General features: G+C 63.1%; 13 protein-coding genes and 3 pseudogenes. 7 read left to right on the top strand and 9 right to left on the bottom strand.

What is annotated here, in order from left to right; genetic code table 11:
- Window positions 1–26: 26 nt before the first annotated feature.
- Complete coding sequence (locus N0Q91_RS04320) at window positions 27–1,019, top strand: esterase-like activity of phytase family protein (RefSeq protein WP_275597406.1); 993 nt, start codon at window positions 27–29, stop codon at window positions 1,017–1,019.
- Window positions 1,020–1,088: 69 nt separating this feature from the next.
- Here N0Q91_RS04320 and N0Q91_RS04325 read toward each other — a convergent pair whose 3' ends face one another.
- Both N0Q91_RS04325 and rpmB read right to left on the bottom strand, forming a co-directional pair.
- On the bottom strand, window positions 1,089–1,727 hold the full coding sequence (locus N0Q91_RS04325; protein ID WP_275597407.1) for a VUT family protein: 639 nt from the start codon (window positions 1,725–1,727) through the stop codon (window positions 1,089–1,091).
- 135 nt (window positions 1,728–1,862) lie between these two features.
- Complete coding sequence (gene rpmB / locus N0Q91_RS04330) at window positions 1,863–2,153, bottom strand: 50S ribosomal protein L28 (protein ID WP_003527451.1); 291 nt, start codon at window positions 2,151–2,153, stop codon at window positions 1,863–1,865.
- 411 nt (window positions 2,154–2,564) lie between these two features.
- On the opposite strand from rpmB, the pseudogene N0Q91_RS04335 reads away from it, so the two are divergent.
- Window positions 2,565–3,355 (top strand): annotated as a pseudogene (locus N0Q91_RS04335) (DUF3108 domain-containing protein).
- Between the two features lie 158 nt (window positions 3,356–3,513).
- On the top strand, window positions 3,514–4,401 hold the full coding sequence (gene yddG, locus N0Q91_RS04340; RefSeq protein ID WP_275597408.1) for an aromatic amino acid exporter YddG: 888 nt from the start codon (window positions 3,514–3,516) through the stop codon (window positions 4,399–4,401).
- 3 nt (window positions 4,402–4,404) lie between these two features.
- On the opposite strand, the gene N0Q91_RS04345 is transcribed toward yddG, so the two are convergent.
- Together N0Q91_RS04345 and gloB are read right to left on the bottom strand one after the other, a co-directional pair.
- Window positions 4,405–4,845: a cupin domain-containing protein gene (locus N0Q91_RS04345; protein WP_275597409.1), complete on the bottom strand. Its 441-nt coding sequence runs from the start codon at window positions 4,843–4,845 to the stop codon at window positions 4,405–4,407.
- On the bottom strand, window positions 4,846–5,616 hold the full coding sequence (gene gloB / locus N0Q91_RS04350) for a hydroxyacylglutathione hydrolase (protein WP_275597410.1): 771 nt from the start codon (window positions 5,614–5,616) through the stop codon (window positions 4,846–4,848). It abuts the gene before it with no gap.
- Between the two features lie 109 nt (window positions 5,617–5,725).
- Here gloB and N0Q91_RS04355 point away from each other — a divergent pair.
- The 3 genes and pseudogenes from N0Q91_RS04355 to N0Q91_RS04365 all read left to right on the top strand — a co-directional run bounded on the left by N0Q91_RS04355 (window position 5,726) and on the right by N0Q91_RS04365 (window position 8,632).
- Window positions 5,726–6,480: pseudogene (locus N0Q91_RS04355) on the top strand (methyltransferase domain-containing protein).
- A 122-nt stretch (window positions 6,481–6,602) separates the two neighbouring features.
- Window positions 6,603–7,709 (top strand): histidinol-phosphate transaminase, encoded by a 1,107-nt coding sequence (gene hisC, locus N0Q91_RS04360; protein ID WP_275597411.1) that lies wholly within the window; start codon window positions 6,603–6,605, stop codon window positions 7,707–7,709.
- On the top strand, window positions 7,706–8,632 hold the full coding sequence (locus N0Q91_RS04365; protein WP_100674179.1) for a prephenate/arogenate dehydrogenase family protein: 927 nt from the start codon (window positions 7,706–7,708) through the stop codon (window positions 8,630–8,632). Before hisC ends, N0Q91_RS04365 begins: the two co-directional genes overlap by 4 nt.
- 31 nt (window positions 8,633–8,663) lie before the next feature.
- Here the strand turns inward: N0Q91_RS04365 and N0Q91_RS04370 are convergent.
- Window positions 8,664–9,676, bottom strand: a pseudogene (locus N0Q91_RS04370) (DUF2125 domain-containing protein).
- Between the two features lie 304 nt (window positions 9,677–9,980).
- Between N0Q91_RS04370 and N0Q91_RS04375 the strand changes: the two are divergent.
- Window positions 9,981–10,535, top strand: coding sequence for a gamma-glutamylcyclotransferase (locus N0Q91_RS04375; protein WP_018096911.1), 555 nt, complete (start codon window positions 9,981–9,983; stop codon window positions 10,533–10,535).
- 7 nt (window positions 10,536–10,542) lie between these two features.
- Here the strand turns inward: N0Q91_RS04375 and N0Q91_RS04380 are convergent, their stop codons facing one another.
- From N0Q91_RS04380 to ftsE, 4 genes are all read right to left on the bottom strand, one after another.
- Complete coding sequence (locus N0Q91_RS04380) at window positions 10,543–11,325, bottom strand: lysophospholipid acyltransferase family protein (protein WP_127708920.1); 783 nt, start codon at window positions 11,323–11,325, stop codon at window positions 10,543–10,545.
- Window positions 11,326–11,427: 102 nt separating this feature from the next.
- The gene (locus N0Q91_RS04385; protein WP_275597412.1) at window positions 11,428–12,126 is read right to left on the bottom strand and encodes a YdcF family protein; all 699 of its coding nucleotides are present in this window, start codon (window positions 12,124–12,126) and stop codon (window positions 11,428–11,430) included.
- A gap of 105 nt (window positions 12,127–12,231) precedes the next feature.
- Window positions 12,232–13,248, bottom strand: a complete 1,017-nt coding sequence (locus N0Q91_RS04390) for a cell division protein FtsX (protein WP_100674184.1) — start codon at window positions 13,246–13,248, stop codon at window positions 12,232–12,234.
- Window positions 13,241–13,864 carry a cell division ATP-binding protein FtsE gene (gene ftsE, locus N0Q91_RS04395; protein WP_234704940.1) on the bottom strand — a complete coding sequence of 208 codons (624 nt, stop codon included), beginning with the start codon at window positions 13,862–13,864 and terminating at the stop codon, window positions 13,241–13,243. The genes N0Q91_RS04390 and ftsE overlap by 8 nt, the downstream gene beginning before the upstream one ends.
- Window positions 13,865–14,246: the final 382 nt, after the last annotated feature.

Raw genomic sequence — 14,246 nt, forward strand, 5'->3', positions numbered from 1 at the left:
CGGCCACCCGTAAGGTCATTCTTCAGATGTTCTGCCGAAACATTGCCGTGCTTTTCCTGCTGATTTCGGCTGCTGTCGCGCGCGCGGAGCCGGCGCGCGAGATCGTTCCGGTCAAGAGCCGGCAGATATCCCAGTTCAAGGTCGGCTCCGGTCAAACGGTCTTCGGCGCGCTCGAGTTCATGGGCGGCATCGAGATGACGTCGGCCAACCCTTTGTTCGGTGCGCTGTCGGCGATCCGGTTTCTGCCGGACGGCCAGTCCTTCGTCGCGGTGATGGACACCGGCCATTGGGTCGAGGGGGCCGTCATCCGCGACGATGCCGGCGGGCTCGAGGGGCTCACCGATCTCAAGGTCACGCCGATGACCGACGCGACGGGCGAAGCGCAGCTCGAGAAATGGCGGGTCGATTCCGAAGGGCTGGCGCTGCGCGGAGGTCAGGCGATCGTCAGCTTCGAGCAGTCGCCGCGCATCGAAATCTATCCTTATCCCGGCTTCGCGGAGGCGCGTCCCCTGGGGCAGATGACCCTGCCGTTCTCCGTCGAAGAGCTGCGCAGCAATGGCGGCATCGAGACGATCGCGATTGCGCCGAAGAACGGCCCGCTTCGCGGCGCGGCCGTGGTCGTCTCCGAGCGCAGCGTCGACAAGGCGGACAATCTTTTTGCGGGGATATTGGAGGGGCCGATGAAAGGCGCCTTCACGGTCGTGCGCGCGGATCCCTATTCGGTAACCGACGGCGCCTTTCTGCCGGATGGCGACCTGCTTCTCCTCGAGCGGCGATTCAATTTCGCCTCCGGTCTCGGCATGCGTGTTCGCCGTATCGCCGCGGGGAAAATCCGACCTGGGGCCGTGGTCGACGGCGACGTCATGCTGGAAGCGGACATGAGCTATCAGATCGACAATATGGAGGCGCTCGACGTCATCTCGCGGCCTGACGGCGAGATCCGGGTGATCCTGGTCTCGGATGACAACCACTCGATCCTCGAGCGAAACCTGATGCTCGAGTTCCGGCTCATCAAGTGAAACGGGGCGAATGCCCCGCCGCTCCAATGTTTGAACCGCACTTCCGCGTGCGGAAGTGCTCTGAGGGTTTCAGGCGGTTGCTTTTGCCGCCGGCATGGGTTTGACGACGCTCATCAGCGCGCCATAGGGAAGCAGCAGGACGATACCGCAGAGGATCTTCACCGCGAGATCGCCGAGCGCCCAGGAAATCCAGCGCGGGGCGTCGACGCTGAGCAGGCCGAGAACGGGCGCGGTTTCCAGCGCAAAGCCGTCATTCGCACCCAAGAACACGAAGAACGGGGCGAAGGCGAAAGAGAAGAACATCGCCGTATCGAGGGCCGAACCGATCAGCGAGCCCGCGAGCGGCGCCTGCCACCAGGTCTGGCGCCTGAGCCGGTTGAAGACCGAGATATCCAGAAGCTGGCCGAGCAGGAAGGCTGAACCGGAGGCGATCGCGATGCGCGGCGTCGCGGCGAGAACGGAGAGCATGACGGCGACCGCGAAGCCGGCAACGACGACGCGGCGCGCGATTCGCGGCCCGAACTGGCGATTGGTCAGGTCTGTGACGAGGAAGGCGAAGGGATAGCTGAAGGCGCCCCAGGTCAGGAGGTCGCCCAGTTGCATCCCGGCGATCGAACCGGGGAGCGGATACTGGACGAGGAAGTTCGACGCCACGACCACGAAGGTCATCAGCGCCACATAAAGGTAGAACGTACGGTTGATCAGCATTTTTTTATCCTGGGTTATGCCACCAGTTGACGGATGCGCAGGCAGGTGCTTGCGCGGCGATGGACGACACGAGAAAAAGGCTTGCCGGGCAAACCCGCAAGCCTCTTCAAGATCTCGGCAGAAGTACCGGCGCTATCAGGCGGCTTCGGCAGCCTTCTTGACGATCTGACGACGCAGCAGGCGGGCGCGCATGCTGAGCTCGTTCTCGTCGGCCTTCAGCAGGAAGGCGTCGAGACCGCCGCGGTGTTCGACCGAGCGGAGAGCTGCAGCGGAAACGCGCAGGCGGAAGCGCTGGCCGAGAGCATCGGAAATCAGCGTGACGTTGCACAGGTTCGGCAGGAACTTGCGCTTGGTCTTGTTGTTGGCATGGCTGACATTGTTGCCCGACTGGACGCCCTTGCCGGTCAATTCGCAACTACGGGACATGGTACACCTATTCTCTTATCGCCGCCGGACAATGCGGTAGCGGGCCCAGAGCCCAGGCCGCGTTCCTGTTGGCCATTATTGGAAAGTCGCGGTTCTATAGTCACAGGTGGCCCGCCAGTCAAGTCAAACCTTTGCATTCCCGAGCGATCGGGGCGATTTCGCCTGTTCCGCACTCATAAGCACGGCCGTTCCGGCGCGCAAGACGCATTCCAAGAGAGCGGCCGATGCGCTATCTTTTCCATGAGGACTGCGCCAGATTTCGAGCGGGCGCATTTATGCCGCAAACCGCCTGCATTCCGGGGATTGCGACATAAATGCGCCGGCTGTCTTCGGATCGGCAAGTCGCTGAAACACTGTGAACCGCTGCATGGAGTTTTGAGCCGGTCCGGTATCAGGGCCATGCAGCAGAGAATGGGGCTTTCGGGCATGAAGTTGTGCATTGGTTTTCGCGCGCCGGCACTCCTGGCCGCCATGATGTTTTCCACAGCCCCGCTTGCTGCGGAAGTCTCGCATCAGACGGACTACAGCATCGCGCTCGCCGGCCTGCCTTTGGCGCGCGCATCGTTCCACACCGAGGTCGAAAGAATCGCTACACGATTTCGGGAACCCTGAATTCCGCGGGCCTCGTGGATATCATCAGCCGCACCACGGGGCAGACGCGTGTCTCCGGAGTAATCGACCGCGACCATCTCCGGGCAAGCGAATATTCCATGTCCTACCGCAGCGGCCGGAAGGGCCGGGCCATCAATGTGAGCTTCCGAAACGGCAATGTCGTGCGCGCGAGCATGGTTCCGAAGCGTAATCCACTGCCGAAGAACTGGGTGCCGGTCACGAGCCGGGACATGCGCAATGTGCTGGACCCGCTTTCCGGTCTGCTCATTCCGGCAAAAGCCCGGGTCTGCCCCAACACGCTGCCGATCTTCGACGGGGAATCCCGGCTCGACATAAGACTGTCTCCGAAGGGAACGCGAAACTTCAAAACCAGGGGATTCGAGGGCGAAGTGATCGTCTGCGGCATCCGCTTCGTACCGAAGGCGGGGTACCGGAAGGGCCGCGAGGACGTCGAATATCTGCGCCGCCTGGGAACGATGGAGATCTGGTACGCGAGGGCGAACGGCGTGGACGTCTATGCTCCGGTCTATGCCCGCATACCGACGAAGATCGGAGCGGTCACGGTTTCGGCGACGCGCTTCGGCGATTGAGCCCGCCGTTGGGATTCCAGGGCTCTTCCTGACGGGCCCCGAGAATCGCACTCCCTCTTCCGGAATCACCTAAGCGCGATAGATCAGTGCGATTCGGTGGGGTGCTGGCCGCGTCCGCCGAAGTCTACATGTTTGATCAGCAGGGCCGCGGAGGGGGAATGAAGTTCAAGGCAACGCTGATCGGTTTCACCGCGATCCTCATGTGGTCGCTGCTGGCGCTCTTTACTGCCGCATCCGGCAAGATGCCGCCGTTCCAACTCTCCGCCGTCTGCTTTCTCATAGGCAGTCTGCCCGGCATCGCCGTCCTGGCGTCGAAGCCCGAGCGCCTCGCACTTCTGAAGCAGCCGGCAAGGGTGTGGATCATCGGCATTGCCGGTCTCTTCGGCTACCACTTTCTTTATTTCACGGCGCTTCGCAATGCGCCGGCCGTGGAGGCGGGGCTCATCGCCTATCTCTGGCCGCTCTTCATCGTTGTCGGCTCGGCGCTGCTGCCGGGCGAGAAGCTTCGCTGGCACCATGTCGCAGGCGCCCTTGCGGGGCTCATCGGAACGATCCTGATCGTTGCGCGCAACGGCATCGCCTTCGATGACGCCTATGCACTCGGTTACGGCGCAGCATTCCTCTGCGCCTTTACCTGGTCCGGCTATTCGCTGATCACGCGCCGCTTCGATGCGGTATCCACAGATGTCGTGACCGGTTTCTGCCTTGCGACGTCCGCTCTGTCCTTCCTCTGCCATCTCGGACTCGAAACGACGGTCTGGCCTGAAACCACCTTCGAGTGGCTCGCCGTGGCGGGGCTTGGCCTGCTGCCGGTCGGTGCCGCCTTCTATGCCTGGGACTACGGCGTGAAGAACGGTGACATCCAGTTCCTGGGCGTTGCGAGCTATGCGGCGCCGGTGCTTTCGACCCTGATCCTCATTCTGTTCGGCTTTGCCGAGCCGTCCTGGCGGATCGTGGCTGCCTGCCTGCTGGTGACGGGCGGCGCCGTGCTTGCGGCAAAGGATATGATCTTCCGAAAGGGCAGGGCCACGCTGCCTGCGGAGTAGAACTCACTCCTCAGCCGGCCGCCAATCGGGGTGCGCCATTTCGAAGGCGGCGAAGTCGAAGCCGGGTGCGACGGTGCAACCGACGAGCGTCCACTCCCCAAGCGAAGTGGCGGATTGCCACCAGCCGGCGGGAACGACCTGTTGCGGTCTTTCGCCGCCGAGCAGGTCGGGACCGAGCCGGGTCTGCGAAGCGGGCCTGCCCGGCTCGGCGATGCTGAGCTCGAGCGGCGCGCCGGCGTAGTAGTGCCAGACCTCGGCGGCATCGTGGACCCGGTGCCAATGCGAACGGTCGCCCCGTTCGAGAAGGTAGTAGATGGCCGTCGAGTGGCCACGCGCGCCACCATTGGCATCGCGGAACGTCTCCCCGTACCAGCCGCCTTCCGGGTGCCGGGCGAGACCCAGCGTTTCAATGATAGCCGCCGCCGTAATTTCCCGAGCCGCCATTTAGAAATTGTCCTTACGCTTTCGTATTTCCGCGAAGACGGCGGCATCGCTCGCCTTTTCCATGCCGAGCAGCGCGCGGATCTTCGGATCGCCGGCGCGCAGGAACGGGTTTGTCCGCTTTTCCAGGCCCATCGTCGTGGGCGCGGTGAAGCCGCCATCTGATCGGGTCTCCTCGATCTCGGCCGCACGCTCCTTCAAAGCCGTATTTTCCGGATCGACCGTGACGGCGAAATGGGCATTCGCAAGGGTGTATTCATGGCCGAAATAGATGGCCGTGTCGTCGGGAAGCGCCATCAGCCGGCTCAGCGATTGCCACATCGTTTCGGCCGTTCCCTCGAAGAGACGGCCACATCCGAGCGCGAAAAGCGTATCGGCGGCGAAAAGCAGCCTGTCCTCGGGCAAATGGTAGCAGACGTGGCCGGAGGTGTGCCCCGGCGTTTCGATGACATCGACCGGATGGCCGGCGAAGTCGAAGCGTTCACCATGTCCCACGGATCTGTCTATGCCGGGGATCTTCGGCGCTTCGTTCTTCGGCCCGATGATGGTGAGGCCGAAGCGTTCCTTCAGGCTGGCATTCGCGGCCACATGGTCACCGTGGTGATGCGTGGTGAGGATATGCGTCAATTGCCATCCGCGCCGTTCGAGCGCGTCGAGGATCGGCCGCTCCTCCGGTGCATCGATCGATGCCGTAGAGCCGCTAAGCCGGTCGTGGAGGAGCACACCGTAATTGTCGGTGCGGCAGAGAAAGAGATCGAGTTCGAGCGCGGCCATGTTTCGGTCCTCCGATCGGTGTGGGGCATCGGAAAGCGGCGATCCCGCCCGGTTCGAATGTAGCGAGGCTCGCCTTGAAGTCTACCGCCTGGAGTCTAACATGTTGCCCATGCACACCGATATCGTCGATCTCCGCCAATTCTATCACTCCGAGCTCGGCCGCATGGCGGAACAGTCGGTCAGCTCAGCCCTTGCTTCCATCTGGGCACGCCTGCCCGAGGAAAGGCTCCTTGGGCTCGGCTATGCGGTGCCCTATCTCGAGCGCTTCCGTGCCGATACGGAGCGGACCTTCGCCTTCATGCCGGCCGGGCAGGGTGCGGTGAACTGGCCGGTCGCAGACCTATCCTCGACGGCACTGGTCTTCGATGAGGAATTGCCGCTGCCCGATGCCTCGATCGATCGCGTATTGATGGTCCATTCCCTGGAATTTGCCGAAAGCCCGCGCGAAACGATGAAGGAGATCTGGCGCGTGCTGGCGCCCGGCGGACGTCTGATCATTGTGGTACCGAATCGCCGCGGCGTCTGGGCACAGATGGAGCACACGCCCTTCGGCTCGGGGCGGCCCTATTCCCGCGGGCAGCTGACCGCGCTCTTGCGCGAGACCAACTTCACGCCCGGCGCCACGACGGAGGCGCTCTTCTTTCCGCCCTCGAAGCGCAAGCTTGCCCTTCGGCTGCGCCACGGTCTGGAACGGTTCGGCCGATCGCTCTGGCCGGTCTTTTCGGGGTGATCATCGTCGAGGCGCAGAAGCGGCTTTATCAGGGCCTGCCGGTGGCCGCACGCGCCTCGCGCCGCGTCTTCGTCCCGGTGCTGGCGCCGCGGGGCGTGCCCAGCACGCGCAGTCGGACAACGAAAGCGCCGTAGGTCGCAGTCTGCCGCCCGTCACCGCTTTGCCTCCTCCCACCGGCCGCCGTCACGTCGCACTCGACAAATATCACCGTCCCCGGTATTGGCTGGACCGCATTCTTCCCGTGAAAGCTGGTCCGATGAATCTTGCCCTGAAAAGCCCTGCGCCGCGTTCCGGCATCCTGGACATCGCCGCCTATGTGCCGGGCAAGGAACATGCGCCCGGCGTCGCCAAGGTTCACAAGCTGTCGTCGAACGAAACGCCGCTCGGCGCGAGCCCGCGCGCGATCGAGGCTTTCCAGAAGGCGGCTTTCAATCTCGAACGCTACCCGGACGGTCAGGCGAATGCGCTCAAGGAAGCGATCGCGGCGGTTCACGGGCTCAACCCCGCCAACGTCCTTTGCGGCAACGGGTCGGACGAACTGCTCGGTCTTCTCTGCCATACCTATCTCGGTCCCGGCGACGAGGGGATCGTCACCGAACACGGATTTCTCGTCTACAGGATCCAGATCACCGCGTCGGGCGGGATACCCGTCACGGTCAAGGAGAGAGACGAGCGCGTCGATGTCGATGCGATACTCGCGGCCGTGACCGAGCGGACGAAGATCGTCTTCATCGCCAATCCGGCAAATCCGACCGGCACCTATATCCCCGTCGACGAGGTCCGGCGTCTGCATGCGGGCCTGCCCGCCGGCGTCTTGCTGGTGCTCGATGCCGCCTATGCGGAATATGTACGGCGCAACGACTACGAGGCGGGACTGGAGCTCGTTTCGTCCAACCGCAACGTGGTGATGACCCGAACCTTTTCGAAGATCTACGGCCTTGCCGGTCTGCGCATCGGCTGGATGTATGCGCCGCGCGACGTGGTGGAGGCGTTGGACCGCGTCCGCGGTCCCTTCAATCTCAACGCGCCCGCGATCGCCGCCGGCGCCGCGGCGATCCGCGATCAGGCCTTCGTTGCCGCGGCGGCTGACCACAATCACACCTGGCTGGCAAAGGTCGGTCAGGCACTGACGGATATCGGCCTGCGCGTCACCTCCTCGGTCACCAATTTCGTGCTGATTCACTTCCCTGAGGAAGCGGGCATGTCGGCCAGCGACGCGGATGCCTATCTGACGAGCCGCGGCTTCATCCTGCGCGCCGTCGGCGCCTACGGTTTCCCCAACGCGCTGAGAATGACGATCGGCTCGGAAGAAGCGAATGAGGGCGTGGTCGCGGCACTGACTGAATTCATGGGACGGAAATGATGGCGCAGCAGTTCGAAACCATAGCCCTCATCGGCATCGGCCTGATCGGATCGTCCATCGCCCGGGACGTTCGCGAGAAGCAGCTCGCCGGTACGATCGTGGTCACGACGCGCAGCGAAGCGACGCTGAAGCGCGCCGGCGAGCTGGGCCTCGGCGACCGCTACACGCTTTCGGCGGCCGAGGCTGTCGAGGACGCGGATCTCGTCATCGTGTCGGTGCCTGTGGGGGCATCCGGCGCAGTCGCCGCCGAGATCGCAGCCCATCTGAAACCGGGTGCGATCGTCACCGATGTCGGTTCGACCAAAGGATCGGTCATCGCGCAGATGGCGCCGCACCTGTCCAAGGACGTCCATTTCGTGCCCGGTCACCCGATCGCGGGTACCGAGCATTCCGGCCCGGATGCCGGCTTTGCGGGCCTCTTCCGCGGGCGCTGGTGCATTCTGACGCCGCCGGCCGGCACGGACGAAGACGCGGTCGCCAGGCTCAGGCTGTTCTGGGAAACGCTCGGATCGATGGTCGACGAGATGGATCCGGAACATCACGACAAGGTGCTGGCGATCGTTTCGCATCTCCCGCATATCATCGCCTACAACATTGTCGGCACCGCGGACGATCTGGAAACGGTGACCGAGTCCGAAGTGATCAAATACTCGGCCTCGGGGTTCCGTGACTTCACCCGCCTTGCCGCTTCGGACCCGACCATGTGGCGCGACGTCTGCCTGCACAACAAGGACGCGATCCTGGAAATGCTCGCCCGCTTCTCCGAGGATCTCGCCTCCCTGCAACGCGCGATCCGTTGGGGCGACGGCGACAAGCTCTTCGATCTCTTCACCCGCACGCGGGCGATACGCCGCTCGATCGTTCAGGCCGGTCAGGACACCGCCATGCCCGATTTCGGCCGGCACGCGATGGATCAGAAGTAGGCTACGGGAAGCCGGCTGCGAAGACCGTCGCTCACAGAGCCGGCAGCATACCGATCGGAACGAAGGCGAGGAAGGCGGTCCCGTCGCGGACGTTCAGTTTGACCGTCGTTTCGTTCTTGCCGCCGGCAAGCGCCTTCAACATGTTGGCGACGTTGTCGATCAGGTCGGTTTCGTCCGGAGCGATCTTCACGAAGTTTTCCCGCCAGGCGTCGATATTCGCAAGCGTGAGAGAGAATTCCCCCGAAATCAGCCCCTGATCATTCACCGAAAAGGGCCCGGTGAGTTTTGCGCTCATTCCGGAGCCCGCATCGAGTGTCAATTGCCGCAACTCGCCTCTGGTGCCGCGGAGCATATGGGGCGGCAAAGCACCCGCCTGAAGCCATTCTGCCTTATCCACAACGGTCAGGTCCATTGCGACATCGGCCGGTGCGGCAAGACTGGGTCCCTGGTCCGGACGCAGGTCGAGCTTTTCGATGCTGAGTGCCGCGTCCAGGTTACCGTCGTTCTGGCGCAGATGGAGCTCGCCATGGCTGGCGCCGAAGCCGAGGCCCTCGCCCGTCAGGGGGAGCGCGCGGTGCCGGTCAGATTGTCATAGGCCACTGAGGTCCGGTCGATGCCGGAGAGGGTCGCGGCGACACTTGCGCGGAGCAGCGTCCAGTCGGCGGAAATGGTGACGCCGGGAGAAACACGGATTTCGGCAGGGCCGTCGAGCTCGAGGACCGCACGCCCGGGCTGATAGACCTGCGCCGCCGTTCGCAGGGCACCGAAGGATGCGGAGGCGCCGCGGCGCGTATCGTCGAGGCGAACCTTGTCGCAGAACAGACCGAGGCGGAAGGGAAAGCCACGCACCTCCATCTCGGCGCATTCGCCGCTGAAGCCGATCGACTGCCCCTTCGTCAGATAGGCGGTCAGCCGCTTTTGGATCTGGTCGGCGGCGAGAAACCAACCGGCGGAATAAAGGCCGATCACGAACACGATACCTGCTGCCAGCCACAAGAACTTCCTGCCGGTAGGCGATGGCTTGGCGACGGCGGTCACAGTCATGTTGTCGGGTACTCCACACTAAATCACGACGGTTTCAGGTCGGGTGGACCAGAAACTCATCTCGCTCTTGCCGCCGGGAGCGGCCTTTCGGGTGGCCGACTCCCATGCGGCGAACTAACCTTCATCCGCAATCGCGACACGGGCTATCGGCGCGACCAGTTCGATTGCAAGAGAATTGCTGCACAATTTTGTCCTTCGACCGGTACGGTCCCAGGAATTATGCAGTAAAAATTTCGGTACGCCGCAGGAGCGTCGAACACTGATTCGGTAGACTGATTCGGTGGCCGGCCGGCGGCATGTTTGAATGGCAGCGGATATGGACGAATTTTGGGTCTTTGGCTACGGGTCGTTGATGTGGAATCCGGGCTTTCGCTTCGAGGAGAAGCTGACGGCGCGCGCTTTCGGCTACCGCCGATCCCTCTGCGTGCGCTCCTGGGTTCACCGCGGGACCGAACGGCACCCCGGCCTGGTGCTCGGGCTCGACTATGGCGGCTCCTGCATCGGGACGGCATTCCGCGTGGCGCCTGCGCAAAAGGCGGAGGTGATCGACTACCTGCGCGAACGCGAGCTGGTCACGCATGTCTACAAGGAAAGGATCATGCCGGTGCAACTTTCCAGCGGACACCGCGTGCCCGCGCTGACCTATGTGATCGACCGCTGCCATGTCCAGTATGCCGGTGCGCTGAGCGCGGAGGAGGCGGCCGCGACGGTCGCTGTCGCCGCCGGCAAGTCCGGGCCGAACAGCGAATACGTTCTCAATACGCTCGAACATCTTCGCGAAATGGGTATCCGCGACCATTGGCTGGAGGAAGTTGCCGCGAAGTTGACGGCCGGCGGAGCTGCGTCGGTCCGGGCCTGAAGGGAGGCTACCGTGCCCCGAGTTCGCGCAGCCGCTGTTCGGCGGTGGGCGGCAACGGCAGGTGCGGATTGGCTCGCACGGTTTCGATGAGGAGGTCGTCGCTCGCAGCCTCCGTAACTTCCACCAGTTTCGCCAGAAATGCGTCCGGATCCAGCCCGGCCTCGATCGGCGGGAGGACACGCACCTTGAAGTGGCCAGGGAAACGGAGGAACTTGCGCCGCGGCCAGAACAGCCCCGGATGCATCGCGACGGGAACCACCGGCACCTGGAGATCCCGATAGAGCCGGGCAATGCCGTATTTGTACTCCGGCGGAGCGCCGGGCGGACGGCGCGTCCCCTCGGGATAGATGATCAACTGACGCCCGGTCGCCATCTCGTTTTTCGTGCGGTCCATCACCTCTGTCATCGCCTTGCCGCGCGCGGCGCGGTTCACCGGAACCATGCGCTGCTTGACGATGTACCAGCCGAACAGCGGTATCCAGGTGAGTTCCCGTTTGAGAATATAGAAGGGATCGTCGAGCCAAGGCAGGAGCGCATAGGCATCCCAGAAGGACTGATGCTTCGGCGCGAAGATGTAGGCGCCCTTCGGAATGTTCTCGAGGCCCTCGATCTCGAAGGTCGTACCGACGATCTTCGCGAGCAGCCAATGGTTGCTGCGCGCCCAGTTCTTGGGCACGAACCAGGCCGTCTTGCGCGGCACAAGGAAATAGAACGGCGTCAGCACGATCATCTGCACGATCAGGTTAACGTAGAAGACCAGATTGAAGAGGATCGAACGCAGGATGATCATCAGGCAGACTCTCGGGTGCGGATGCGGGTGCGCCACGCTGCCTACACGAATATGCGGCGGAGGAAAACAGCCTCGCGACGGGAGCGCCTTTCTCCGGCGGCGCTATTGCCCGGCCGGCGCAACAGGCAAGGACTCCGTCCTGAGGCCGTTCGTCCAGCGCGCGCCCATCACATCGCGCAGCGAGGCGACGGAGTATTTGCCGTATTCGAGCAGAATGGCCTTCAGCACGAGCGGATTGCGCAGCCAGTTGGTCGTCTTGAGATCCGAATTGACGACCGGGTAGGCAATGAATTCGGTTTCGGGCCTGGCGCGGCGCAGTTCGAGCAGGCTGCGCGGCATGTGGTAATTGTTCGTCACCACGAGGATCGTCCGATAACCTCGGTTGCGGATCCACTGCGAGGTTTCGGTGGCGTTGCCGATCGTATCGATCGCCGCACGACCAATATCGACGCAGCACTTGAACAGGTCGGCCGAACTCTGCGTATTGCGCCGGATCTGGCTTCGTGTCGTCGACGGATGAACACCGGAAATCAAGAGCCGCTTTCCGGCGCCGAGTTTCAGGAGATCGACAGCCTGGTCTATTCGCTGGAAGCCGCCGGTCAGCACGACGATCGCATCCGCTTTCGGAGTGGCAGGCGGTTGCAGCGAAGCGACGGTGTCGGCGAATTGCAGGAAGCCGGCGATGAATATGGTGAGAAAGGCGAGCAGCACGAAGAAGCCGCGGCGCAGCACTTTGCGCAACAGGCTGCGGGACTGGCGACGGCGCGCGGCCCTCTCCAGCCATTTGCCCCTTTCGGCCATCCCGCTCCCGCGTAGTTCTCCCGCCTTCATGATTCTCATCACATAGCCGCAGATTGCGGCAGGGAATAGATCGATTGCGGGCAATTCATGGTCTTCCGGCCGATTTCAACCCTGAAAGGTGTCGGTCCGGCCCGGATCGGATCGGATAAGGTCGATTTCGTAGATCGTCCGCATGACTGTAAGGCGCGCCGTCAAGGTCGTCAGCAGGGCAATCACGACGATAATGGCGAAGATGCCGAGATAGCCGGTGTAACCGATGGCGAAGGTACCGAACAGAGCGGTCGCCTGATCCGTTTCAGGGGTTGCAAGCGTCTGCGACTGCCAGAAGCTCGCCAGCGCAAAGGACAGCGCAGCGAGAAGGCCGCCGGCGCCGGCGCCCTTCAGACTGATTCGGAGAAAGTGCTTCTGGAATTCCGCGGCGACGAAACTCGCTTCCGCCCCGACGAAATGCAGGACCTCGACGATATGACGGTTGCCGGAAAGGGCGCCGCGGGTGGCGAAAACCACCGTCAGCACCATTGCGGAGAAGACCAGTACCAGGACGCCGGTGCCGATCATCGTGGTCGTGCTCGCCATCGCAACCAGGCGATCGACCCAGGTGCGGTGATCATCGAGAAAGGCCTGCGGGATCGTTTCGGTGAGCGCCTTTCGCATCGCGGCGAAATCGGGGGGATTGCTCTCGTCGATCGTGATGACGACGAGCCGCGGCACGGGCAGTTCGTTCAGGTCGAGTCCACCACCGAGCCACGGTTCCAGGAGGCGCGCGGTCGCCGCGCGGTCGATGATTGTGCCGCCTGTCGTGCCGTTGAAGGTCAGGGCCAGATCACGGGCGTCGGCGAGAGCCCTCTCCATGTCGAGGTTGTCGTCCGGCTTGATCTGGATGGTGATCTCACGGGAGATCTGCGATTGCCAGCTCTGGGCGGTCGCGCGCACCATGCTGACGCCGCCGAGGGTCAGGCAGGCCAGAAAGGACATGATGGCGATGACGCACATGAGCGCGTGGCCGGAAACGTTGGCCGAAGGCACGATCGGCCCGGTCGGGCGCACGCGCATCTCGCTGCGACGCTGCTGTTGTTGCGGCGGAGGGGTAGGCTCGCTGCGGGCAACGCGGTTCTCATTCATAGATGTCGAGCCGTCCCTGTGACAGGATCATGCGCCGGGCCTCGACCTGATCCATCAAGGACAGGTCGTGCGTGGCGATCACCACCGCGGTCCCGAGCCGATTGAGTTCCATGAAGAGATTGAGCAATCGGCGCGCCATAGGCGGATCGACGTTGCCGGTCGGCTCGTCGGCAAGCAGGATCTCCGGCCGGTCGATCAGCGCCCGTGCGATGGCGGCGCGCTGCTTCTCGCCGCCGGAGAGCACGGGCGGCAGCACGTTGATGCGCTCGCCGAGTCCGACCCATTTAAGGAGTTCGAGCACGTCGGAACGGTAGCTCGACTCCTCCTTGCCGCGGACCCGGAGCGGCAGGGCGACGTTTTCATAGGTCGTCAGGTGGTCGAGCAGGCGAAAGTCCTGGAAGACGATGCCGACCCGACGGCGCAGCATCGGAAACTCCTCACGGGGAATGGAGGAGATGTTGCGGTCGAACATGCGGATGAGGCCGCGCGTCGGCTTGAGCGACAGGAAGAGGAGGCGGAGCAGCGTCGTCTTGCCGGCGCCTGACGGACCGGTGAGGAATTGGAAGGAACGGCGCGGGATATCGAATGTCAGGTCCCGGAGGATCTCCGGTCCCATGCCATAGCGCAAGCCGACGTTTTCAAAATGAATCAATGGGACAGCCCAGTCTCTCGTCACGACCCTCGCCAAATCCGCCGAAGGCCGGATTATCGCAGCTCCACCCGTCTATCAGATGCGCGACGGGCGGTGAAGCACTTGAAGCACCGCATGTCTGCCTGCACCGGCTCCGAATTCAGGAACATGCAGTAGGACTGCGCTTCTGCCAAGGCAAAACCGTGCGTGACACCATGGTTAAGCAAGGGTTAACGTTCCATGAAAAGACGCCGCTTTCGCGGCCTCGTTTTCAAAAGATTAACCATTTCGGTTTACGTCTCGTCAGGATTCGAAGCAATGCCTTGCATCCATCGCGGATGGCATGTGCATCGAGCGAAGACGTACG

It is taken from the genome of Sinorhizobium prairiense (genome assembly GCF_029201645.2).
GTDB lineage: Bacteria > Pseudomonadota > Alphaproteobacteria > Rhizobiales > Rhizobiaceae > Sinorhizobium > Sinorhizobium meliloti_A.